Raw genomic sequence first — 23,437 nt, 5'->3', positions numbered from 1 at the left:
ATGAAGGATACGGCGAGCGGAATCACCGATGTGGAACGGGCACTACACGTTCCAAAGCGCCGCCAAGATGATCGACCTGGACCTGGATGCGCTCGTGGCAGGGCCGGCGTGGGGATGACGGAATTTTCGGCGATATGCAGAGTCCAGGAATATGAGGAGTATTCTTTCCTAGGGCGGCAGCATTTGCCTTGAAATCAGGTGGTTGCAGCGGTTTCTTTTGCCGGTTTTCTCGGCATATTACTGTCGTCCTTGAACGGTTGGTTAGCCAAAGGAGGACAGTATGCTTACGACCTATTTCACGCGCCCAGCAACGCGCGCGGGGTATTATGCGGGACCTGTCGGTCCCTATCTAGACCCTTTCACTGACTGGTTGGTGAAACGGGGTTATTGCAAAGACGCCATCCGGCATCTTCTCCTTGGGGCGGTCGGCTTCGCCAACTGGATGCAGGTGGCCGGTGGTGACCTGACTTCCTTGCACGAAGGTGTTTGGAATACCTTCTGCGATCATTTGGCCAAGCAGGGTCGGCTGCATGGCACGAAGGGACAGCATTCGATCTACTGGCGCGGCGCGAAACAGTTCACGGAGTTTCTTCGCGCCCAGCAAGGCATCGTCGCTACCAAGGCGGCGCTAGCTCCGCCGGAACTGGTGGCCGCATTCGAGCACTGGATGCAAATTCACCGTGGCGTCAAACCCTCGACGCTGATCACCTATCGCCAGCACGTCATGGACCTGCTCTCTTCGCTGGACCCGCAACCAGAGCAGTTCAATGCCACCAAGCTCCACGGCTTCATTCTGACTTACGCCAAGCGCAACGGCCGCGCTGTTGCACAAACCCGTGTAAAAGCCGCTCGCATGTTTCTTCGGTTTTTGATCGCCACTGAACGTTGTCAGCCGGGCCTCGACGCCGCCATTCCGACCATTGCCGAATGGCGCTTGGCGAGCTTGCCCCGCTATTTGCCGCCGGCCGACGTAGAGCGTGTTCTGGAGGCATGCAATGGCGCAAGGCCTATCGATATCCGCGACAAAGCCATCCTTCTGCTGTTGGCACGACTCGGCCTGCGCGCCAGCGACGTCGCCTCGTTGAAGTTCGACGATATCGATTGGTTGCACGGCACGTTTACCGTCATCGGCAAGAGTCGGCATGAGGCCAAACTGCCTTTGCCTCAGGACGTCGGTGACGCCATCTTGAACTATTTGGCTCTATGTCGTTTCGTGTGGAACGGGCGCTGGTTTTGGCGGTTTGAGGGGGCGGCGATGTCAAGGGCGGACGCAGTCCGGGCGCAGCCGAACCCTTTACATCGCTGCCCGCTCGCTTACGCTTCCTCCGGGCCGAGGAAGGCAGTCTGCCGCCCTCGGCATGGAGGACAATAGCGGCCTTTCCTCTCGCGGCCTCTTCCTCATGATTGAAACGCTGTTCACCCAGGCTCTGGGCCTCGTTGCTCCTTGGCAGGTAGCTGAAGTCATCTTCAAGCCAGAGTCGGGACGGATCGATTTCCAGGTCCGATTTGGCGCGGCCAATCATGCTTGCCCGGCTTGCGGTGCGGCAGCGCAGCCGCTGCATGACCGCTTGGCGCGTTCCTGGCGCCATATGGATTTCTTTCAGTACGAAGCCCACCTGCATGCCGAGGTGCCGCGAGTGGCCTGTGCCGGTTGCGGCAAGGTCACGCAGATCGCCGTGCCTTGGGCGCGAGAAGGCAGTCGCTTCACCCTGCTGTTCGAGGCTTTGACGCTGATGCTGGCGCCGACCATGTCGGTCCTGGCGGCCGGCCGACTGCTGCGTGTGCGCAGTCGCAGACTGTGGCGCGTGATCAATCATCATGTGGGCCAAGCGCGTGCGCAGGAAAGTCATGCCGAGGTTCGCGTGATTGGCGTCGATGAGACCGCCAGTAAGCGCGGCCAGACGTACATCTCTGTTTTTTATGATCTTGATGCACAGCGCTTGCTGTTTGCGACGCCGGGACGGGACAAGGCCACGCTCGGGAAGTTCGCCAGCGACCTTACCGAGCATGGTGGTCAGCCGACCGCGATCACCCATGTCAGCATGGACATGAGCGGCTCGTTCCAGGCCGGCGCCGCCGAGCACTTTCCAGCAGCCGAGGTCTGCTTTGACCGCTTTCACGTCGTTGCTCTGAGCAGCACGGCGCTGGACGAGGTGCGACGAGCAGAGGTCAAGAGCGAACCCGAACTGAAGGGCACCCGCTGGGGCCTGCACAAGAAGCCCGCCGACTGGACCGTCAAACAAACCGAGACCATGCACTGGTTGCAGCGCTCGAACCTCAAGACCGCACGGGCCTGGCGGATCAAGCAGGCGCTGCGCTCCATCTACGCCACCGCCACGACACCTGACGAGGCCACGCCCCTGCTCAAGCGCTGGCTCAGCTGGGCCAGCCGCTGCCGACTCGAACCATTCAAGCGCCTCGGCAGGACGATCAGCAAGCATCTTCCTGGCGTACTCAACGGTTTTAACGCCGGCAAACACAACGGCCGCGTCGAAGCGATGAATCGATCGCTCCAGGAGGCGCGCGCACGGGCGCGCGGCTATCGCCGCGTCGAAAACTTCATCGCCATGGCCTACCTTATCGCTGGGAAGCTCACTCATTTGCCCGTCTCGCCCTTCGCCCCGTTCTTGCCCGTTCCACAGGAAACGACCTAAACCCAACTATTTGCGGCAAGCGCGTCCCTCGGTAAACGACGTCTACGTTTTTATCACCGCTGTCGCTCCATGGGAGCCGATCACCCGAAACGTGGTCAAGCATGTCGCTACGCGTGCCATCCGGCGTGCCGGTGTCGAGGCGCTGTCGTTCGGTTCCCATATTTTCCGCCATTCGGCGGCAACCGGGTTGCTCCGCCAAGGCGCTTCGCTCCAGGTCATTGGCGAAGTATTGCGCCACCGCAGCATCGACACCACCGCCTTGTACGCCAAAGTCGACATCGGACTATTGCAGCAAGTCATCAGGCCGTGGCCGGGAGCGACATCATGCTAAAGGACGCGCTTGATACCTATTTGGCTGTTCGCCACGCGGCCGGTTTCGCTCTCGTCGATGACGAACACCGCCTCCGAGGCTTTGTCCGCTTCGCCAGTGCGCAAGGAGACACCGTCATAGTCGCCGCGACGGCCATCGCCTGGGCAGGGCAAGGGCGGTCGGAATCGCAACGCAGCAACCGTTTGAAGATGGTCATCCGCTTTGCGCGGTTTGCTCATGCTACCGATGGTCGCCACGAGATCCCGCCGCAGGGCGTGTATTGTGCGCGGCGGCAGCGGCCAACCCCCTATCTGTATACCGAGAACGAAATCCAGGCGCTGATGGCGCAAGCGCTGCACCTTGGTCCGCCAGGGACGCTACGGGCGCAGACCTACAGCACCTTGATTGGCCTGCTGGCCGCGACCGGGCTGCGTATTTCCGAAGCCATCAGCCTCCATTTCCAGGACATTTCCGCTGACGGCTTGGTGATCCGCAACACGAAGTTTAAAAAAAGTCGGCTGGTGCCGTTGCACTCGACGACCCAGGCGGCACTGGAGCGATATCTGGTCGAACGCCGCCGAGTTGCCACCAATGATGACCATATGTTCCTCTCGACACAGCTCGGTCCATTGAGTCTCGACGCAGTGTATCCGACATTCCACAAACTCCTGTCAGCCTGCGGTCTTCCCCGCCAAGCAGGGCAGCCGAGGCCCCGGCTGATCGATTTTCGTCACACCTTTGCGTCGAATGCGCTGATAGCTTGCCCGCATGCTCGCGACCACATTGGGAGCCACATGCTGGCACTGATGACCTACCTTGGTCACGCAGTCCCAAGCAGCACGTACTGGTATTTGGAAAGCTCGCCACGATTGATGGAGGATATCGTCGACGTATGCGAGCGCTTGTTCGAGGAGCAAACGCCATGACACCGATCGCCCCCCATATCACCGCCTTTTTGCGCGAACGCCTTCCCCTGCAACGTGGCGCGAGCGAGCACACTTGCGACAGCTATGCCTACGCCTTCCAGTTGCTGTTCGAGTTTGCCGGCAAGCGACTGCGGCTTACGCCATCGGCGCTAAGTCTTGAGCAGATCGACGCCAAATTGGTGATGGACTTCCTGCAACACCTTGAAACCGAGCGCCACAATGGCCCGCGCACGCGTAACGCCCGCTTGGTGGCGATCAAGTCCTTCATGCGCTTTATCGAGCATCGCGTGCCGGCGCTGCTGGAACAAAGCCGGCGCATTTTGGCGATCCCGGCGAAGCGCACCGATTCCCACTTGATCAGTTATTTGTCGATGGATGAGATGCAGACCGTTCTCAATGCGCCGGATCTCCAGCGCCACGACGGCATCCGCGACCGCGCTATGCTCCACCTATGCTTCTCCGCCGGGTTGCGCGTTTCGGAACTGGTCAACCTGCCGATAAATGCGATCGAGTGGCAACCATCGCCCAATGTGCGGATCATGGGCAAGGGCCGTCGGGAACGTTTGCTCCCACTCTGGAAGCAGACTTGCGTGGATTTGCGCGCGTGGTTGGCGGTGCGCGGTCCGGCGCCGGCGACGGAGTTGTTCGTTAATGCGCGCGGCCAGCCGCTAACTCGATCCGGCTTCGAGTACATTCTCAACAAATACGTTCAGACGGCCGCCGAACGATATCCCGTGCTTAAGCAACGGCACATCTCGCCGCACAGCCTGAGGCACAGCGCCGCGATGATGGTGTTGCAGGCAACGGGGGATATCCGCAAAGTCTCGCTCTGGCTCGGCCATGCAGACATCCAGACGACCGAAATTTACTTGCGGGCGGACCCAACAGAAAAGCTGGATGCAATGAGCGCCGTTGTGCCGCTCTCACTAAAAAAAGGACGGTTCCGGGCGCCAGACAAACTGATCGCCTCGCTGCGGGGCGCTTGAATATGCTGAGCGATGGGAGCCGACATGGCCGTCAGCACAAGGCTCCCACGCCTGCAATTCTGCATATTCCTGGACTCTGCATATCGCCGAATATGTAGTGCACCGCATATTCGGCGGTTCCGGCTTACAACCCCGAGATGAAGATCATCGCCTTCATCACCGATGATTGCGGTGATCCAGGAGATTTTCGGTCATCTGGGTGAGCCGACTTCGCCACCGCGTCTGCGGCCAGCAAGGGGGCCGCCGTTGTGGGAGATGCAGGACAGTGGATCGGGCGTAATCGATCCGCAAGCGCAACCGGCACCGGAATACGAGTTCGATCAGCGCGTCGCGTGGTAAGACCAATAGACGACGTATGTCGCACTGATCAACAGCCGCGCGGGCGCGCCCTAGCCAGCCCAGGCCATTCCCGACCGCCTGAACAAAGGCATAGCTGCCATCCAGGAAGCGCAAAAGGCGGTGATCGTGTTCCATGGCCATCTGAAGTGGTGAGCGGTGAAAGCTCGACGGTGGTAGTCGGTCGATAATCGATGGCACTTGGCCTCCCAACTGGGGTAGCCCAAACAGTTGTGTCACCACCCGATGCATTGCGAACCTCGGCAGAGCTGAAGCCCACGGTCGGCTCTTGCCAATGGGCCGTCTCATGACCAGGAGAGCCGAGCGGCAGCTTCCTGATCAGAGACCTGCCATGGAACTTGAAATTGTCATCAGGCAGCTCCGGGTCGAAAGGGTGAGTAGCGTTTTTCAGTTAGCGGTCTTCCGGACTCGCCGACCCAGCATTTTTCCGCGAACCCGCTCGAATGGCGGCAATGCCGACCAAAGCCGACGCTCAAGGCGCACGCACGAGGCGGCACGGCGAAACACCTGCCCCCAAAAACCGCGAGGATTGTGTTGGGGCCCATCGCTATTGTAGTGTTGGGTTCTTGATGAGACGGTCGGCAAGCCTCTCCCACCCTCCGTCATTGCGAGGAGGCGAAGCCGATGCGGCAATCCAGAGGTTTGGCTTTTCGCGTGCTCACGATGTCAATGCGGTGGGAAATAGTGAGAGGATGGAACTGGATTGCCGCGTCGGCTGCGCCTCCTCGCAATGACGTGGGGGCTGGTGTGGCGCCGCGTTCACCATTCACCATTCCCGACGCGGCCTTCAGCAAGCATGACAACGGCGGGAAATCGGCGGGGTAGCCGGAATTTATAGGTTCCATACTGCGTACAAAACTACGCTAGCGAGTCCTAGACCCAAGGCCTCATTTCCTTGCAAAGCAATAGAATAGTCCGTCGCCACCCGTGGGACGCACTTTCTCCTGACTACAGCCAAGTGTCGGGTGCGCCGAATTCCAGGACATGGCCCAGGCGGCATCGAGGGGACCCGCACGGTCGAAATGACCGGTCATCGCGGCGCCATTGGGTCCGCTGTTGGTCCAGTTGCTGCAGGTCATGTCGGGAAATGGGGCGCCAGGAAAGGCCGTCCCGTCGGCTCGCGAACCGGTGAGTATGTCGTGCTTGTTGGGTTTCTCCGTGCGACTATTTACGGCTTGCCCCTTTTCGTCCAGGGCCGTCAGCTTGGTCAGCTTGCTGTCGGCCGAGTGCAAGTCGTCGACACTGCGCGCGATCACCTCGCCCTTGGCATTCTGCCAGGGGCCTGCACCGATTCTGTCGCGCGCATTCACGAAACTCGTATCGGTCAACTTCGCGGCTTGGGTGCTCAGGTAGGCATGCCAGCTGCGATCACCGGCACCGGCCGCCCGCGCCAGTGATTGGCAGTGCTGGTCGGCTCCGTCCAGCCCCCCCAGATCGCCACCTTTGCCAGAGCCGACACTGGTCACAAAGAAGGTCATTTCCTGGGGCCCCGGCTGCACGCTTGCGCACCCGGCCACGCCGATCGCACCGGCCGCAGCCAGCCCCGCCATTCTCATCATGTGTTGCATCCCGCCCTCCTTTTGGCTTCCGCCAGCTTGATGGAAAGAGACGACCCTGCGCCGCTCAACGGCTTCGGCGACAAAGCTCTGCTCCCGCTTGAATTTGTGGCGCCGTGATCATGCGCCGAAGCCAACTGCAGAGCAAGCTTGCAGGTCCGCTCAAAGGCAGGCCGTCGAGCATCGATCGCCGAGATTTTCGTTCCCCCTACCGCCACAGAATGACAAATGGCATTCTACGGGTTGTTCACGACCCGGAGTGGTTGATCGGGTCTGTATAAAGCGGCCGTTCAACCCAGCGCACTAACCGGCGGACGGAGCGCAGTCTGTCAGCGGTTCGCGTCAGCGTCGGGTGGGGTGGTACTAACGGTCATGACTTGTCGAGATAGCCCCGATCATGAAAGTCATGACCGTTTCCCTCTTCCCCTGCCCCTTCTCCCGCAAGGGGAGAAGGGAGTTTCGTGAGTCGCTTGCGCGACTTGCACATTAACGATTCGCTGCCACCGCTTGAACGTCTTGCTATCATCAGCCGATAAATCGAACCACTCCCCTTTCGTCGGCGCGGGGACGTTCAGGCCGCTCCAGCCATTGGTCGGCACCTGGCGTCGAATTTTCTGTTTTCCGAGGCCCTCCCCGATGAAAAACATCTTCGCCGAACTGCCGCCAGGCGCATCGCTTGACGAGCAGTTTCTCGAGCTGCTTGCCCGGCCGGGACTGAGGATCGAACGTATCGTCTCGACCGGCCAGGCCAGCCCGCCGGGTTTCTGGTACGAACAAGCGCAGGGTGAGTGGATCCTGCTGCTTCAAGGCGAGGCGCTGTTGCGCTTTGCAGACCAGCCGCTGGCGCAGCAGCTCAAGGCGGGGGATTACGTGGACATCGCGCCGCTACGACGGCACCGGGTTGAATGGACGATGCCGGGGCGCGAGACGATCTGGCTGGCGGTCCACTACGAAGCGGCTGCCCTCCCCGTCTGATCGTATCCGGGACGCCTGTTCCTGATCGCCGGCCGCGCTATTGTCGTGTTGCACGCAGTATGGAACCTATAAAATCCGGCTACGGCGTGGGTTTTACGCCGCTGTCAGGCTTGCTGAAAGCCCCGTCGGGAATGGTGAACGCTGAACGCTGAACGCGGCGCTACCAGCAGCGCCTCCTCGCAATGACCGAGCGTGGGAGATGACGGAGGGTGGGAGATGGCTGCCGAAAGTCTCATCACGAATGCACCACTACCATCGCCGGCTCCATCGCCGGCCGCGCCAGTCGCGGCAGCGACCGAAATCAGCGCTTGCGCGAGCGTGGGCCAGCCGGCACGGCGCTGACCGCCGCGCGTAGCGGCGCACGCGGGGCAGTTGTCGCCGCGGCGGAGGCCGGCGGCGGGCGCCGCGTGCCGGTGCCCGGCGGCTGAAAGCTCGGAATCAGCTGCTGGTGGCCGTTGCCAATCAGGTCGGCACGCCCCATCTGCTTGAGCGCTTCGCGCAGCAAGGGCCAGTTGTTGGCGTCGTGATAGCGCAGAAAAGCCTTGTGCAGGCGGCGCTGGCGCGCGTTGCGAACGGTTTCGACCGTCGCCGATGCCCGGCCCACCTTGGCCAGCGGGTTTTTCTCGCTGTGGTACATGGCCGTGGCAATGGCCATCGGCGTCGGCAGGAAAGTCTGTACCTGGTCGAGGCGAAACTTGTTGCGCTTCAGCCACAGCGCCAGGTTCAGCATGTCGCGGTCGGTGGTTCCCGGATGCGCGGCGATGAAGTACGGAATCAGGTATTGCTGCTTGCCCGCCTCTTTCGAGAATTTCTCGAACATCGCCTTGAACTGGTCGTAGGAGCCCATGCCCGGCTTCATCATGTGCGCCAGCGGCCCGTCTTCGGTGTGCTCGGGCGCGATCTTGAGATAGCCGCCGACGTGATGGCTGACCAGTTCCCTGACATACTGCGGATCGCGCACGGCGAGGTCGTAGCGCAGGCCCGAACTGATCAGCACTTTCTTGACCCCCGGCATCGCCCGCGCCTTGCGGTAGAGATTCACCAGCGGCGTGTGATCGGTGTTCAGGTTTTCACAGATGCCGGGAAAGACGCAGGACAGGCGGCGACACGAGGACTCGATCTTCGGATCCTTGCAGGCCAGGCGGTACATATTGGCGGTGGGTCCGCCAAGGTCGGAAATGATGCCCGTAAAGCCGGGCGTCTTGTCGCGAATCTCTTCGATCTCGTGCAGGATCGATTCCTCGGAGCGGCTCTGGATGATGCGCCCTTCGTGCTCGGTGATCGAGCAGAAGGTGCAGCCGCCAAAGCAGCCGCGCATGATGTTGATCGAGAAGCGAATCATCTCGAAAGCCGGAATCTTCGCATCGCCGTACGAAGGGTGCGGCCGGCGCTGGAAAGGCGAGGCGAAGACGCCATCCATTTCCGGCGTGCTGAGCGGAATCGGCGGCGGATTGAGCCACACGTCGCGCTCCCCATGGCCCTGAATCAGCGCCCGCGCATTGCCGGGATTCGATTCGACGTGGAAGGTCCGCGAGGCGTGCGCATAGAGCACCGGATCGGCGACCACCTGCTCGTACGACGGCAGGCGGATGGCGGTTCGTGTGCGCTCGAGCCTGGGCATGCGCTGATGCAACTGGAACTGCATCCTGATCACCTGCGTGCGCGGCTGCCCGGCGGCGCCGCCCGATTCCGCAGCGCTGGTTGGACTTGCCGAGGCTGCGGAGTTTTCTGATTGCGCCGCGCACACCGCTTCCTTGCCGCTCTCCGGAGTCATCGCATAAGGGTCGGGATGGCGGATCAGCGTCCCCGGGGTATCGACTTCGCGGGAATCGATTTCGGCCCAGTCGCTGCCCGGCAACCAGCCGCGCGGAGCCATGAAGCCGGTGCCGCGCAGGTCGCGGATATCGGCGATCTTCTCGCCGGCGGCCAGGCGATGCGCCAGTTCGACGATGGCCCGTTCGGCGCTGCCGAAGATTAGCAGATCGGCTTTCGAATCCGGCAGCACGGAGCGACGCACCTTGTCCGACCAGTAATCGTAGTGCGCGATACGGCGCAGGCTGGCTTCGATCGAGCCGATCACCACGTTGGCGCCCGGAAAGGCCTCGCGACAGCGTTGCGCGTAGACCACGACCGCGTGATCCGGGCGCCGGTGCGGCTCGGCGTTGGCCGTGTAGGCGTCGTCGGAGCGCGGCTTGCGATCGGCGGTGTAGCGATTGACCATCGAATCCATGTTGCCAGCCGTCACGCCGAAGAAAAGATTCGGCCGGCCGAGGACCTGGAAAGCCTTCGCCGACAGCCAGTCGGGCTGGCTGATGATGCCGACGCGAAAGCCCTGCCCTTCGAGCAGGCGCCCGATCAGCGCCATACCGAAGCTCGGGTGGTCGATGTAGGCATCGCCGGTAACCAGAATGATGTCGCAGGAATCCCAGCCGAGTTCATCCATTTCCGCCCGCGACATCGGCAGGAAGGGCGCGCTGCCGAAACGGCTGGCCCAGAATTTCCGGTAGGCGAAGAGATTGCGGGGGGCGCTGCGCGTGGCGTCGATGCTGACAGTGTTCATGGGCTGGCGATTCTACAGCAAGGACCAAAAAGCACCATTGAATTGCTGCACTGCAGCTTGCCATCGAGCAAATCTGCGGCTAGCTTGGCGGGCGAATGTTTAGATCGTATACGATATTCGGAGCCCATCTCATTGCCCATGCCGTCGGTTCTTGAACTGATCGCCGCCGAGAAAATTCCGCGCCTCAGCGCGTCGGACCATGTGGCCTTGACGCTCAAGAAAGCCATTGTCGATGGCACCCTGGCAGCGGGCGAGGTACTGCGGCAGGACGAAATCGCCAGCCACTTCCACGTCAGCAAAATCCCCGTCCGCGAAGCCTTGAAGCACCTCGAGGCGAAAGGCCTGGTGACTTTCCTGCCTCACCGTGGCGCCGTGGTGGCCTCGCTTTCCGCCGCCGAGATCGGCGAATACATGGAAATACGGGCCATGCTCGAAGCACGCGCCGCCCGCCTGTCGGCGCCACTGATCGACGAGCAGGCCATCGCCAGCGCTCGCCAGCATCTTGCTGCTTTTGCGCTGGCCAGCGACGGCGGTCGCTGGGGCGAATTGAACTGGCTGTTTCATTCGACGCTCTATGTTGCAGCCGAGCGACCGATCCTGCTGGCCGAAATACGATCGCTGTACAACAAGGTCGAACGCTATGTGCGCGCGCCCTTGTCGATCACCACCGAACTGCCCAAGACCCTGCACGAACACGCCGAGATTCTCGACGCCTTCGTGCGCAGGGACCCCGACGCGGCGGCAGAACTCACGCGGGCGCATGTGCTCGCTGCGGGTGCGTCACTTGTCCATTACCTGAATTACCACCGTAGCAAAGGAGGAAACAAATGAGAAAGTCGATCCTGACGGCCAGCTTCAGTCTGCTGGCCCTCGCCGGCGGCAGCGCTTACGCCGACATTCTGGTGGCCATCGCCGGGCCGATGACCGGTCAATACGCGTCGGCAGGTGACCAGATCCGCAAGGGCGCCGAGATGGCCATCGCCGACATCAACGCCAAAGGCGGCGTCCTTGGCCAGAAGCTGCAGCTGGAAATCGGCGACGACGCCTGCGATCCGAAACAGGCCGTTTCAGTGGCCAACACCATGGTCAACAAGCAGATCGTCTTCATGCACGGGCACTGGTGTTCGAGCTCTACGATCCCGGCGTCCGACGTCTACAACGAGTCGCAGATTCCGATGGCCACGGTGTCGACCAACCCGCAGGTCACCGAGCGCGGCTTGAAGAACATCTTCCGGATCATGGGCCGTGATGACCAGCAGGGCCTGGTTGCCGGCACCTTCCTGGCCGAGCACTTCAAGGGCCAGAAGATCGCCGTGGTCGACGACAAGAGCGCCTACGGCAAGGGTCTCGCCGACGAAATCGCCAAGGCAATGGAAGCCAAGGGCGTCAAGCCAGCACTGCGTGAATCGATCACCGCCGGCGAAAAAGACTATTCGGGTCTGGTCAGCAAGCTCAAGTCGGCTGGCGTTGAGGTGATGGCCTTCGGTGGCTACCACACGGAAGTCGCGCTGATCCTGCGCCAGGCACAACAGGCAGGCCTGAAACTGACGGTGATGGGTGGTGACACGATGACCAACTCCGAGCTGGTGACCGCTGCCGGCCCGGCCGCCGACAACGTGTTCTTCACCTTTGCGCCGGATCCGCGCAAGAACCCCTCTGCCGCCGCCGTCGTCAAGCAGTTCCGTGACGCCAAGGTCGAGCCCGAGGGCTACGTGATGTACGCCTATGCGGCCATGCAATTGTTCGCCGAAGCGGCCAACGCGGCCAAGAGCACCAAGTACAAGGATATGGAAAAGGCGCTGCGTTCAGGCAGTTTCGACACGGTGATCGGCAAACTGAGCTTCGACGCCAAGGGCGACAACAAACTGCCCGGCTTCATGGTCTATCAGTGGCAAGGTGGCAAGTACGATTACGTGAAGAAGTAAGCAGCGACCCGGGTGCCGGCTGGCTCTGCCAGCCGGCACCCGGGACCAAGAAGAACTCGCGGCGCCCGCCCCGAGGGCGGACTTTCAACAACGCATGGCGGCACCGACGCAGCGTGCCAAATCGGATCAACTCGCATCAACTGGGAGACAGCATGAGCGTGGCCACACCCCAAGCACTACGGCAGCGTTTGCGTGACTATCACCGCATTGACGAGGAAACGCTCGTCGAGGAGCTGATTGCCAAGGCGCGCTTCACCGCATCCGAACAGCAGGGCATCCGCCAACGCGCGACGCCGCTGGTGCAGACGGTTCGCGACCAACGCTTGAAAAGCGGCGGCATCGATGCCTTCCTGACCACCTACGACCTTTCGTCGCGCGAGGGGGTGGTGCTGATGTGCCTCGCCGAAGCGCTGCTGCGCATCCCCGATGCAGACACCGTCGATCGCCTGATTCGCGACAAGATCGGCAGCACCGAGTGGCAGAAACGACTCGGCGCCTCGCACAGCACTTTCGTCAATGCCGGCACCTGGGCCTTGATGCTCACCGGCCAGATCGTCAATCTCGACACGGCGCAGCGCAACCTCAGCGGCATTCTCAGGCGCCTGGTTTCGCGTACCGGCGAACCCGTGATCCGCCAGGCGGTGACCACCGCGATGCGCATTCTCGGCAAGCAGTTCGTCATGGGGCGCAATATCAATGAGGCGCTGGAGCGCGCACGTAGCGCGGAAAAAGCCGGCTACCGGCACTCCTACGACATGCTCGGCGAAGCCGCACGCACCAGCGCCGACGCGCTGCGCTACTTCGATTCCTACAGCAAGGCGATCGCCGCCATCGGCGACTCCGCCAGTGGTCGGCCGCCGTTCATCGCGCCATCGATCTCGATCAAGCTCTCCGCCTTGCACCCGCGTTATGAAGTCGCCAACGAAGAACGTGTGCGCCGCGAACTGCTGCCGGCGATCAAGGCGCTGGCGGTCAGGGCCAAGGCCAGGAACATCGGCCTGACCATCGACGCCGAGGAAGCCGAGCGCCTTGAACTGTCGATGGGACTGATCGAAGCGCTGGCCACCGATCACGAACTGCTCGGCTGGAACGGGCTCGGTCTGGCCATCCAGGCCTACCAGAAACGCGCCCTGCCCCTGCTCGACTGGCTTGCCGACGTTGCCCACCGTGGCCAGCGGCGCTTGCTGGTGCGCCTGTGCAAGGGCGCCTACTGGGACGCCGAGATCAAGATCGCGCAGGAGCGTGGGCATAGCGATTACCCGGTGTTTACGCGCAAGGTGACGAGCGATGTCTCCTACCTGGCCTGTACCAGGCGCTTGTTCGCCGATCCACAGGCCTTCTACCCGGCATTCGCGACGCACAACGCGCACACCCTCGCCGCCGTCGCCGAAATCGCGATCAGCGCCGGCGGCAGCGACGAATGGGAATACCAGCGCCTGCACGGCATGGGCGAAGAGCTCTACGACCAGATCGTCGGGGCCACAAAGTGGAACCGGCCCTGTCGCGTTTACGCGCCGGTCGGCAGCCATGAAGACCTGCTCGCTTACCTGGTTCGTCGCCTCCTCGAGAATGGTGCCAACTCGTCCTTCGTCAATCGCATCGCCGACGCCGAGCTGCCGATCGACGCGCTGATTGCCGACCCGGTCGAAAGACTGGCCGCGCTGGCAGTCAAACGCCAGCCGCGCATCCCGCTGCCACGTGACATTTTCGGTGCCAAACGCGCCAACAGTGAAGGACCGGACATGAACGACAAAGCCGCACTGCAAGACCTGCACCAGGCCATCCAGCAAAGCCAGACGGTGAACTACCTCGCCGCGCCGCTGATTGGCGGCAAGCAGGGAACCGGCGCCAGCAGCCGGCCGGTCTGTTCGCCGGCCAACCAGCGCGAAGTCGTCGGACAGGTGATCGAAGCCAGCGTCGCCGACGTCAACGCCGCCCTGGCGGTCGCGCAGGCAGCCTTCCCGGCCTGGGAAGCGACGCCCGCCGCCACCCGTGCGGCCGCTCTCGAGCGTGCCGCCGACCTGATGCAGGAAGGCCTCCCGGAACTGGTCGCGCTGATCGTTCGCGAAGGCGGCCGCATCCAGGTCGACGCCGTTTCCGAAGTCCGCGAGGCGATTGATTTCTGCCGCTACTACGCCGCCCAGGCCAGGGAGAAGTTCGCCGCGCCGATCGTGCTACCCGGCCCGACCGGCGAGAGCAACAGCCTGTCGCTGCACGGCCGCGGAGTTTTCGTCTGCATCAGCCCGTGGAATTTCCCGCTGGCCATTTTCGTCGGCCAGGTCGCCGCGGCGCTGGCCGCCGGCAACACGGTACTCGCCAAGCCCGCCGAGCAGACACCACTGGTCGCTGCGCTGGCTGTGGGCATGCTGCACAGCGCCGGCATCCCGACCAATGTCCTGGCCTTCCTGCCCGGCGATGGCCGCGTCGGTGCGGCGATGGTCGCCGGCCGCGAATGCGCCGGCGTGGCCTTCACCGGCTCGACCGAGGTGGCGCGCATCATCGCCCGCAGCCTGGCCGGCAAGGACGGCCCGCTGGTGCCGTTGATCGCCGAGACCGGTGGTCAGAACGCGCTGATCGCCGACTCGTCGGCACTGCCCGAACAGATCGTCCGCGACGTCCTCGCCTCGGCCTTCAATTCGGCCGGTCAGCGCTGCTCGGCACTACGCGTGCTCTTCGTCCAGGCGGATATTGCCGACCGCGTCGGCACGATGCTCGCCGGCGCGATGCAGGAACTGCGCATCGGCGACCCGGCCGACCTGCGCACCGACGTCGGCCCGGTAATCGACGAAGCCGCGCGCAAGGTGCTCGTCGCCCACGCCAGCTGGCTGGACAGTTTTGCGACCCCGCTCTATACCTGCGCGCTCGACGAGCAGGCCACCGCCGACGGCAGCTTCTTTGCCCCACGCGCCTACGAAATCGACAGCCTGTCGCGCCTCGAACGCGAAGTCTTCGGGCCGATCCTGCACATCGTCCGCTGGCGTGGCGAGGATCTGGACAAGGTCTGCGACGCCATCGCCAGCACCGGCTATGGCCTGACCCTGGGCATCCACAGCCGCATCGAGGACACCGTTCGACGCATTACTGCCCGGCTGCACGTCGGCAACACCTACGTCAACCGCAACCTCATCGGAGCGGTGGTTGGCGTGCAGCCTTTCGGTGGTGAAGGACTGTCGGGCACCGGGCCGAAGGCCGGTGGGCCGCACTATCTCTACCGCTTTGCGAGCGAGCGCACGCTGTCGGTCGATACCACCGCCGCTGGCGGCAACGCCAGCTTGATGGCGCTCGATGCGGGTGATGAATGAGAAAGCGCCGAGTGCAAATACTGGATCGATGTAGACGGCTTTGATATTCAGGAAGCCAATTGTTGCGGATTGTCATCCCGGGACAGGAAGCAAATACGGCAAATAACCTTTGAACACTTCGATTATGTCGTTGAGCAGTGGAGAGAATTCCAGGAAAGGCGGGGAAAATGAAAAAGCACCATGAAGTGGATGGCATCGCTATCGAACGGGGCGTTCTCAGCCTCGTCGTCGATGGCCAGAGAATTCAGCGTGACCTGAAGCAAATATCACCGGCGCTGGCGGCCGCGACGGAGGAAGAACAGAAGGAATTCGAAGTTTCTCCATCGCGGTATGGTATTCACTGGAAATTGATCGACGAAGACATCTCGATCGATGCTCTGCTTGGTGTCGCACATCATCCGACCCCGCGCAGACGAAGCGCCTGACCACAATCGTGACCTACCCAATACTGATGCTTGCCGGCCGAAGCGATTGCGCTCCGAAGCGCTGCCAAATTGATTGACGGGGATCGCCTAATCGAATTGCTGGAACTGCATGAATTCGGGCTGCTTCCGGCGAAAACCTACGAAATCGACTACACCCTGCTGTCAAACTACGAAAAAGATCCAATGAAGTCAGTCGATGAGTTGCCCAGCAAGATGTCCCCGGGAACGCGTCGCAAGCACGGAGCGCGCGAGTAGCGCTCGAAAGGATGAGGAAGCATGAATCGAACCTACACCGCAGTAATCAAGCAGGATGCCGAGTGGTGGATTGGCTGGATCGAAGAGGTGCCGGGGGTCAACTGCCAGGAGTCTTCACGAGAAGGTCTCTTGCAATCCCTGCGCGAAACCCTGATCGAAGCCATTGACCTCAATCGGGCAGATGCACTTGATGCGGCTGGAACCCGATTTGAAGAACTGCCAATTGCACTGTGAAGCGGCACTGTGAAGCGGCACTGTGAAGCGGCGCGATTTGCTGGCACATCTCATGGCGCATGGTTGCGCCTTGCTGCGTGAAGGTGGTAACCATTCCTGGTGGTGCCATTCAAGTACCAACAGGCGAAGCGCCGTTCCAAGACATAACGAAATCAGCAATTACCTGGCGATCAAGATTTGCCGTGACCTTGGCATTCCAGAGCCGGGAAGATTCTGACGCTGCGCTTGCCGGCGAAGTTTGACGGTCTGACGCAAGCACGATAATCAGCGCATTTCGCGCCAGCAGCAAAGGAGGAAGGTGATGGCTCTTGCACTTCAGCAACTGATCAACGGCCTGACGCTTGGCGCCGTCTATGGCCTGATCGCCATCGGTTACACGATGGTCTACGGCATCATCGGCATGATCAACTTCGCGCACGGCGACATCTACATGGTCAGCGCCTTCATCGCCGTCACCGTGTTTACCCTGCTCGCCAGTTTCGCGATCAGCTCGGTGCCTCTGGCGCTGGTGCTGGTGCTGATCATCGCCGTCCTGTTTACCTCGGTCTATGGCTGGGCCGTCGAGCGCATCGCTTACCGGCCGCTGCGCGGGGCGACGCGGCTGGCGCCGCTGATTTCGGCGATCGGCATGTCGATTTTCCTGCAGAACATGGTGCAGTTGACGCAGGGGGCGCGCGTCAAGCCGATCCCGCCGGTGCTCGTCGGCGGCATCGATCTGATGACCGTCGACGGCTTTACCGTTCGCCTGGCCTACACCCAGATTCTCATCGTTATCGTCACCGTGGCGCTGATGGCCGGCTTCACTTACCTGATCACAAAAACCTCGTTCGGACGACAGCAACGATCCTGCGAGCAGGACCGGACGATGACCGCCCTGCTCGGCATCAACGTCGACCGCACGATTTCGCTGACTTTCATGCTTGGTGCAGCGCTGGCGGCGGTGGCCGGGGTGATGGTCACCGTCTATTACGGGGTGGTCGACTTCTTCATCGGTTTCGTCGCCGGCATCAAGGCGTTCACGGCGGCCGTTCTCGGCGGCATCGGCTCGCTGCCGGGGGCGATGCTCGGCGGCCTGCTGATTGGCCTGATCGAAGCTTTCTGGGCCGCCTATCTGTCTGCCGAATACAAGGACGTGGCGACTTTCAGCATCCTGATCCTGGTCCTGATGTTCCGCCCTTCCGGCCTGCTCGGCCGTCCTGAAGTGGAGAAAGTCTGATGGCCGCTTTCGTTCTCGCCCCACACAGCCTCTCGCCCGCGACGCGTCTCAAGGACGCCGCCGCGGTGGCCTTCATTGCCCTGCTGCTGGGCATTCCGATGATCGGCCTGACCACCGTCGATAGCGGTGGCGCCTTGCAGATCGCCACGCGCTGGCCGACCCTGTTCATCTTCGTCGGCGTCGCTTTCGCGGGCCGGCTGCTTCTGCGTTACGGCATCGACCAGTTCAAGGCGCACCAACTGACGCGGGAGCGCTCGACTGCGGCCACGGCCGCGGCAGCGCTGACCGACAGCAGTGGACGCAGCGGCAGCCCGATGCTCACCTGGGTCGCCTGGGCAGCATTAGGCGTGGCGTTGACCCTGCCGATGTTCTTTGCCGACAACCGCTACGTCGTCGATACCGCGACCACCGTGCTGATCTACGTCATGCTCGGTTGGGGCCTGAACGTCGTCGTCGGCCTGGCTGGCCTGCTCGATCTTGGTTACGTCGCCTTCTACGCCGTCGGCGCCTACACCTACGCCATCCTCGGAACGCAATTCGGCTGGGGCTTCTGGGAGGCCCTGCCGGTGGCCGGCGCCATGGCGGCCCTTTTCGGCGTCCTGCTCGGCTGGCCGACGCTGCGCCTGCGTGGCGACTATCTGGCCATCGTCACACTCGGCTTCGGCGAGATCATCCGCGTCATCCTGGTGAACTGGACCGAACTCTCCGGTGGCCCGAACGGCATTGCGTCGATTCCGCGGCCGACCTTCTTCGGTCTCGAACTCAAGCCGCCCGGCGATGATCCGACCTTTGCCTCGTTTTTCGGTATCGAGTATTCGCCAATCCAGCGCCTGATCTTTCTCTACTACCTGATCCTGGCGCTGGCGCTGCTCACCAACCTCTTCGTCTCGCGCATGCGCAAGCTGCCGATCGGGCGCGCCTGGGAAGCGATCCGCGAAGACGAGATCGCCTGCAAGGCAATGGGCATCAACGCCCGCAACGTCAAGCTCTCGGCCTTTGCCATCGGGGCCATGCTCGGCGGTTTTGCCGGCGTTTTTTTCGCGGCCCGGATGGGCTTCATCTCGCCGGAATCCTTCACTTTCAGCGAGTCGGCGATTATCCTGGCGATCGTCGTTCTCGGCGGCATGGGCAGCCAGCTGGGCGTCGTGCTGGCCTCGCTGGTGCTGGTACTGCTGCCCGAGTTGGGACGCGATTTCGCCGAGTACCGGATGCTGCTCTTCGGCGCGGCGATGGTCCTGATCATGGTCTGGAAGCCGGGCGGCATCCTGTCGCACCGCGAACCGACGCTGCGTTACACCGCCGACGGAGAAGGCAAATGAGCGCCACCACCACTCCGCTCCTCAGCGTCGAGCGCCTGACCATGCGCTTCGGCGGTCTGCTGGCCATCGACGACATGTCGCTGGACGTTGCCGCGCGCCAGATCACCGGCGTCATCGGGCCGAACGGCGCCGGCAAGACAACTTTCTTCAACTGCCTGACCGGCTTCTACAAGCCGACCGAAGGCAGTGTCCGCCTGAACCATCCCAAGCGCGGTCTGCTGCGCCTCGAAACGCTGCCCAGCCACCAGGTGGCGCACAAGGCGCAGGTGGTGCGCACTTTTCAGAACATCCGCCTGTTTCCGAAGATGACCGTCCTCGAAAACCTGATGGTGGCCCAGCACAATGCGCTGCAGCATGCCTCGGTTTTCTCGCTGGCCGGACTCTTCGGCCTCGCCGGCTACCGGCGTGCCGAGGCGGCGGCGATGGACAAGGCCATCGGCTGGCTGAAGCGGCTGGATCTGATCGACAAGGCCAATACCGCGGCCGGCGACCTGCCCTACGGCATGCAGCGGCGCATCGAGATCGCCCGCGCTCTCTGTGTCGACCCGCTGTTGCTGTGCCTCGACGAGCCGGCGGCCGGCCTCAATCCGCGCGAATCGGCCGAACTCAACGAACTGCTCAAGCACCTGGCAGCTGACGAAGGCATCGCCATCCTGCTCATCGAGCACGACATGAGTGTGGTGATGAACGTCTCCGATCATATCTGCGTGCTCAACTACGGGCGCAAGATCGCCGAAGGCACGCCGGCACACATCCAGCAGGACGCGAACGTCATCAAGGCCTATCTGGGCGAGGACGATGCCGACGAACAACTGCACGCGGAGGCCAGCTCATGATGCTGCAACTGTCGGGTGTCCATGCCCACTATGGAAGCATCCACGCCCTGCACGGTGTCGATGTGGCGGTGCAGGTCGGCGAGGTGGTGACCCTGATCGGCGCCAACGGCGCCGGCAAATCGACGCTGATGATGTCCATCTTCGGCCAGCCGCGCGCCTCGGCCGGGCGCATCGTCTTCGATGGTGAAGACATCACCGCCCTGCCGACCCATGACATCGCCCGCCGCGGCATCGCCCTGGTTCCCGAAGGGCGGCGCATCTTCCCGCGCATGACGGTCCTCGAAAACCTGCAAATGGGCGCCGTTCTCGGCGAAGAGAGCAACTTTGCGGTCGACCTGAAGCGCATGTACACCCTTTTTCCGATTCTCGAAGAGCGTTGCACGCAGAGTGCCGGCACGCTATCGGGTGGCGAACAGCAGATGCTGGCCATCGCCCGCGCGCTGATGAGCCGGCCGCAACTGCTGCTCCTCGACGAGCCTTCGCTGGGCCTGGCGCCGCTGTATATCAAGAAGATTTTCCAGATCATTCGCGAGCTCAACCGTGAGCACGGCATGACCATCCTGCTCGTCGAGCAGAACGCGCACCACGCCCTGCGCGTGGCGCATCGTGGCTACGTCCTGCAGCACGGCCAGATCATTCTCTCCGGCACGGGGAGCGAACTGCTGGCCAGTCCGGAAGTGCGCGCCGCCTATCTCGAGGGCGCCCAGACGGAGACCGCTGCCTAGCCGAGCGCTGGCAGCGAAGGCGTGGAAAAAAGTGCGGAGGAGAGCGCGGCGCCGCCGCGCTGGCTGCCCTTCGTGGTCCTCGGCATCGGGCTGCTGGCGATTTCCTTTGGCGCCATTCTGGCGCGCCTGGCGCAAGGCCACGGCCTGCCGTCCCTGACCATCGCCACCCTGCGCCTGGGGCTGGCGGCGCTGATCATCACCCCGATTGCCCTCTGGCAATCGGGCCATGTGCTACGCGCGCTGAGCCTGCGCCAGGCCCTGCTGACCTGCGGCGCCGGTTTCTTCCTGGCGCTGCACTTCGCCACCTGGATCACCTCGCTCGAATACACCTCGGTAGCCAGCAGCACGGCGCTGGTGACCACCAATCTGCTCTGGGTTGGCATCGCTTCGTTTTTTCTCTTCGGGGAAAAGCCGGGCGCCGTGATGGCCCTGGGCATCGTCATCTCGCTTTCCGGCAGCCTGCTGATCTTCTGGAGCGATAGCCAGAGCAGCGTGGCCGGCAGTGACCCGCTGCTCGGCAACTTCCTGGCCATCGTCGGCAGTTGGTGTTTTTCCGCCTACCTGCTGATCGGGCGGCGCCTGCGCGCCAATCTGCCGCTACCGGCCTACGTCTGGCTGGCCTATGGCAGCGCCTCGCTGTTTCTGCTCTTCGCCTGCCAGTTGAGCGGCACGCCGCTCACCGGCTATTCCGGCGCCGCCTACCTGATTGCTCTGGGAATGGCGCTCGGCCCGCAGTTGCTCGGGCACACTTCGTACAACTGGTCGCTGAAACACGTCTCCGCGACTTTCATCGCCGTGGTGACGCTCGGCGAACCGGTCGGCAGCGCAGCGCTGGCCTGGATATTCTTCGCAGAGTCGTTCGCGCTGTTGCAGGGGATTGGTTTTGCGCTGCTGCTCTTCGGGATTTACCTGGCGGCGCGTGGCGAAGGTCGTTGAGCCAAGGTCACGCGGGTTCGAAAACGCAGTCACTCGACGCAACACGGAAGACGAGCGAAAAGAAAAGCAAGGCGTCCCTCAGGCGATCTCGCAGGCTTCCTCGAAACTCAAGCGTGGCCCGCGCGGGTGCAGCGCCGCGGGATCGCCGACGCCAAGATTGCACAGAAAATTGGCCTGGTAACGGCCGTCCGGGAAGAACGCGGCGTTGAGCTTGCCAGCATCGAAACCGGACATCGGCCCGCAATCCAGACCCAGAGCACGCGCGGCGAGAATCAGGTAAGCGCCTTGCAAGGTGCCGTTGCGTGCGGCGGTGCTGGCAGCCAGTTCTGCGTTGCCGGCAAACATCGGCCGGGCGTCGTAGGCCGGAAACATCGTCGGCAGATGCTCGTAGAAGCGGCTGTCGGTGGCAACGATTACGGTTGCCGGGGCAGCCAGCGTCTTGTCCAGGTTGCCGGGCGACAGCGCTGGCGCCAAGCGTGCCTTGCCCTCGGCGCTGGTCACGAAGAGCAGCCGCGCGGGCTGGCAATTCATGGACGTCGGACCCCACTTCATCAAGCTGTACAGGTGACGCAGAGTCGCCTCGGGAAGGGGCTCGGGGGCGAAAGCGTTGTGGGTTCGCGCTTCGCAGAATAGTTGGGCGAGTGCTGCGCTGTTCAGGCTTCTGGTCATGTGCTCTCTCCTCCGGAGGTTTGGGTGGGTGCTGAGCAAGCGGCTGTGGATGCCCGCTGCAGCGCTTCGCCGCTTTGGCTTCTTGCGTCCGTTGCGGCTATTTCGGCCGCTTCGTCCGTTTCGTCCGTTTCGTCTTTCTCGTTATTAATGTGAAAGTCGCGCAAGCGACTCACGAAACTCCCTTCTCCCCTTGCGGGAGAAGGGGCAGGGGTGAGGCGGGGAATTCAGGGAGCATGCTCCCTGCCCGGCGAACGATTCCGGCGTGCAAGCCGGAATGCGCACTGCAAGTGAGAAGGAAACGGTCATGACTTTCATGATTTGGGGTGTCTCCACGTGTCATGACCGTTAAAGCTTCTTGTGGCTGCCGTCGCACAGCGGCTTGTTGGCGCTGTGCTTGCAACCGCAAAAGTAGAGCTTCGCGGCCGCTTCCGCTTTGTACTCCAGCGGCAAGAAGGGGCCAGCTTTGTGGCTACCGTCGCAGAAAGGCTGCTTCTTGCTGTTACCGCAAGCGCACCACCAGTAGGTCTTGCCAGCTTCGACATCAACCGCGTACGGCGCTTGTTGGGCAACGGTGGGCTTGTTCTCGCTCATGGCAGTCTCCAGTTTCTTGTTGTTGCTCGCCAAAACGGCAAGCCGGGGCGGGGCCCGAGGGCCCCGTGTGAAGGCCAGTCTACTGCTTCAGGGCTTCGACGGCGATGCTTAGTGTCACCTCGTCGCTCACGTAAGGCGCGTTCTTGCCGGCGTTGAAGTCGGAACGTTTGATCTGGGCGACGGCATTGGCGCCGATGGCGTCCTTCTTGAGCATCGGGTGCGGCATGGCGTGAAACGAGGTGACGGTCAGGGTCACCGGCTTGGTCACCCCCTTGATGGTCAGCAGACCTTCGACGGACACCGGCTTGTCGTCTTCAAATTTCACGGCCGTCGACTGGTAGGTGATGGTCGGATAATTCGCGGTATCGAAATAGTCCTCGCCCTGGATATGCTCGTCGAACAATGGGTAACCGGTATCCACCGACCTGGCGTCAATGCTGATGTCCACCGCGCCGGTCTTGGCCGCACGGTCGACAACGATGGTCCCGGACGTCTTGTTGAAGCGCTGGATCTGCTTCGAGTAACCAAGATGGTTGTATTCGAAACGCGGATAGGTGTGGTTCGGATCGACGACAAATGTTTCGCCTGCAGCGAATACCGGCGCTGCGAAAAGACCGCTGAGGGCGACAATGGCAAAAACTTTGCGCGGGGCAACTTGCCTCTTCATGCGACATCTCCTT

23 protein-coding genes and 1 pseudogene are annotated in these 23,437 nt (G+C 62.4%); 19 read left to right on the top strand and 5 right to left on the bottom strand.

Annotated features, from left to right (window positions below; genetic code table 11):
- The first annotated feature begins 280 nt into the window (after positions 1–280).
- From QZ648_RS02290 to QZ648_RS02265, 6 genes are all read left to right on the top strand, one after another.
- Positions 281–1,372: a tyrosine-type recombinase/integrase gene (locus QZ648_RS02290; RefSeq protein ID WP_291995980.1), complete on the top strand. Its 1,092-nt coding sequence runs from the start codon at positions 281–283 to the stop codon at positions 1,370–1,372.
- Positions 1,359–2,654: an ISL3 family transposase gene (locus QZ648_RS02285; protein WP_291995979.1), complete on the top strand. Its 1,296-nt coding sequence runs from the start codon at positions 1,359–1,361 to the stop codon at positions 2,652–2,654. Before QZ648_RS02290 ends, QZ648_RS02285 begins: the two co-directional genes overlap by 14 nt.
- A gap of 10 nt (positions 2,655–2,664) precedes the next feature.
- On the top strand, positions 2,665–2,985 hold the full coding sequence (locus QZ648_RS02280; RefSeq protein ID WP_291995978.1) for a tyrosine-type recombinase/integrase: 321 nt from the start codon (positions 2,665–2,667) through the stop codon (positions 2,983–2,985).
- Positions 2,979–3,890 (top strand): tyrosine-type recombinase/integrase, encoded by a 912-nt coding sequence (locus tag QZ648_RS02275; protein ID WP_291985968.1) that lies wholly within the window; start codon positions 2,979–2,981, stop codon positions 3,888–3,890. Before QZ648_RS02280 ends, QZ648_RS02275 begins: the two co-directional genes overlap by 7 nt.
- On the top strand, positions 3,887–4,876 hold the full coding sequence (locus QZ648_RS02270) for a tyrosine-type recombinase/integrase (RefSeq protein WP_169068653.1): 990 nt from the start codon (positions 3,887–3,889) through the stop codon (positions 4,874–4,876). Before QZ648_RS02275 ends, QZ648_RS02270 begins: the two co-directional genes overlap by 4 nt.
- Positions 4,877–5,038: 162 nt before the next feature.
- The gene (locus QZ648_RS02265; protein WP_291995977.1) at positions 5,039–5,215 is read left to right on the top strand and encodes a hypothetical protein; all 177 of its coding nucleotides are present in this window, start codon (positions 5,039–5,041) and stop codon (positions 5,213–5,215) included.
- A gap of 905 nt (positions 5,216–6,120) precedes the next feature.
- Here QZ648_RS02265 and QZ648_RS02260 read toward each other — a convergent pair.
- The gene (locus QZ648_RS02260; RefSeq protein WP_169066697.1) at positions 6,121–6,801 is read right to left on the bottom strand and encodes a hypothetical protein; all 681 of its coding nucleotides are present in this window, start codon (positions 6,799–6,801) and stop codon (positions 6,121–6,123) included.
- Between the two features lie 624 nt (positions 6,802–7,425).
- Between QZ648_RS02260 and QZ648_RS02255 the strand changes: the two genes are divergently transcribed.
- Positions 7,426–7,764: a cupin gene (locus QZ648_RS02255; protein ID WP_291995976.1), complete on the top strand. Its 339-nt coding sequence runs from the start codon at positions 7,426–7,428 to the stop codon at positions 7,762–7,764.
- A 301-nt stretch (positions 7,765–8,065) separates the two neighbouring features.
- On the opposite strand, the gene QZ648_RS02250 is transcribed toward QZ648_RS02255, so the two are convergent.
- The gene (locus QZ648_RS02250; protein WP_291995975.1) at positions 8,066–10,324 is read right to left on the bottom strand and encodes a YgiQ family radical SAM protein; all 2,259 of its coding nucleotides are present in this window, start codon (positions 10,322–10,324) and stop codon (positions 8,066–8,068) included.
- Between the two features lie 138 nt (positions 10,325–10,462).
- Between QZ648_RS02250 and QZ648_RS02245 the strand changes: the two genes are divergently transcribed.
- The 12 genes and pseudogenes from QZ648_RS02245 to QZ648_RS02195 all read left to right on the top strand — a co-directional run bounded on the left by QZ648_RS02245 (position 10,463) and on the right by QZ648_RS02195 (position 21,497).
- Positions 10,463–11,155: a GntR family transcriptional regulator gene (locus tag QZ648_RS02245; protein ID WP_169066737.1), complete on the top strand. Its 693-nt coding sequence runs from the start codon at positions 10,463–10,465 to the stop codon at positions 11,153–11,155.
- On the top strand, positions 11,152–12,249 hold the full coding sequence (locus QZ648_RS02240) for a branched-chain amino acid ABC transporter substrate-binding protein (RefSeq protein WP_291995974.1): 1,098 nt from the start codon (positions 11,152–11,154) through the stop codon (positions 12,247–12,249). Before QZ648_RS02245 ends, QZ648_RS02240 begins: the two co-directional genes overlap by 4 nt.
- A 152-nt stretch (positions 12,250–12,401) precedes the next feature.
- Positions 12,402–15,551 (top strand): bifunctional proline dehydrogenase/L-glutamate gamma-semialdehyde dehydrogenase PutA, encoded by a 3,150-nt coding sequence (putA, locus tag QZ648_RS02235; RefSeq protein WP_291995973.1) that lies wholly within the window; start codon positions 12,402–12,404, stop codon positions 15,549–15,551.
- An 18-nt stretch (positions 15,552–15,569) separates the two neighbouring features.
- Positions 15,570–15,722: pseudogene (locus QZ648_RS24785) on the top strand (hypothetical protein); the annotation flags it as partial.
- Positions 15,719–15,976, top strand: coding sequence for a DUF2442 domain-containing protein (locus tag QZ648_RS02230; protein ID WP_291995972.1), 258 nt, complete (start codon positions 15,719–15,721; stop codon positions 15,974–15,976). The pseudogene QZ648_RS24785 and the gene QZ648_RS02230, both read left to right, overlap by 4 nt.
- Before the next feature lie 276 nt (positions 15,977–16,252).
- Complete coding sequence (locus QZ648_RS02225; protein ID WP_169066702.1) at positions 16,253–16,465, top strand: type II toxin-antitoxin system HicB family antitoxin; 213 nt, start codon at positions 16,253–16,255, stop codon at positions 16,463–16,465.
- Between the two features lie 22 nt (positions 16,466–16,487).
- Positions 16,488–16,682, top strand: coding sequence for a type II toxin-antitoxin system HicA family toxin (locus tag QZ648_RS02220; RefSeq protein WP_169066703.1), 195 nt, complete (start codon positions 16,488–16,490; stop codon positions 16,680–16,682).
- An 84-nt stretch (positions 16,683–16,766) separates the two neighbouring features.
- Positions 16,767–17,681 carry a branched-chain amino acid ABC transporter permease LivH gene (locus tag QZ648_RS02215; protein WP_169066704.1) on the top strand — a complete coding sequence of 305 codons (915 nt, stop codon included), beginning with the start codon at positions 16,767–16,769 and terminating at the stop codon, positions 17,679–17,681.
- Positions 17,681–19,000: a high-affinity branched-chain amino acid ABC transporter permease LivM gene (gene livM / locus QZ648_RS02210; protein ID WP_291995971.1), complete on the top strand. Its 1,320-nt coding sequence runs from the start codon at positions 17,681–17,683 to the stop codon at positions 18,998–19,000. Before QZ648_RS02215 ends, livM begins: the two co-directional genes overlap by 1 nt.
- A complete protein-coding gene (locus QZ648_RS02205) occupies positions 18,997–19,836 on the top strand; it encodes an ATP-binding cassette domain-containing protein (RefSeq protein WP_169066705.1) in 840 nt (279 codons plus the stop codon). The genes livM and QZ648_RS02205 overlap by 4 nt, the downstream gene beginning before the upstream one ends.
- Positions 19,836–20,561 (top strand): ABC transporter ATP-binding protein, encoded by a 726-nt coding sequence (locus tag QZ648_RS02200; RefSeq protein ID WP_042330205.1) that lies wholly within the window; start codon positions 19,836–19,838, stop codon positions 20,559–20,561. Before QZ648_RS02205 ends, QZ648_RS02200 begins: the two co-directional genes overlap by 1 nt.
- 21 nt (positions 20,562–20,582) lie before the next feature.
- Entirely contained in the window at positions 20,583–21,497 is a 915-nt protein-coding gene (locus tag QZ648_RS02195; RefSeq protein ID WP_291995970.1) for a DMT family transporter, read from the top strand.
- 78 nt (positions 21,498–21,575) lie between these two features.
- Here QZ648_RS02195 and QZ648_RS02190 read toward each other — a convergent pair whose 3' ends face one another.
- From QZ648_RS02190 to QZ648_RS02180, 3 genes are all read right to left on the bottom strand, one after another.
- On the bottom strand, positions 21,576–22,166 hold the full coding sequence (locus QZ648_RS02190; RefSeq protein WP_169066706.1) for a malonic semialdehyde reductase: 591 nt from the start codon (positions 22,164–22,166) through the stop codon (positions 21,576–21,578).
- A gap of 345 nt (positions 22,167–22,511) precedes the next feature.
- Positions 22,512–22,757 (bottom strand): CDGSH iron-sulfur domain-containing protein, encoded by a 246-nt coding sequence (locus QZ648_RS02185; RefSeq protein WP_169066707.1) that lies wholly within the window; start codon positions 22,755–22,757, stop codon positions 22,512–22,514.
- 79 nt (positions 22,758–22,836) lie between these two features.
- The gene (locus QZ648_RS02180; protein WP_169066708.1) at positions 22,837–23,424 is read right to left on the bottom strand and encodes a YceI family protein; all 588 of its coding nucleotides are present in this window, start codon (positions 23,422–23,424) and stop codon (positions 22,837–22,839) included.
- Positions 23,425–23,437 lie beyond the last annotated feature (13 nt).

It is taken from the genome of Candidatus Accumulibacter sp. ACC012 (assembly GCF_907163155.1).
In the GTDB taxonomy this organism is placed as follows: domain Bacteria; phylum Pseudomonadota; class Gammaproteobacteria; order Burkholderiales; family Rhodocyclaceae; genus Accumulibacter; species Accumulibacter delftensis.
Note: the sequence above shows the minus strand (reverse complement) of the source record. Positions and strands in the feature narration are given on the sequence as shown.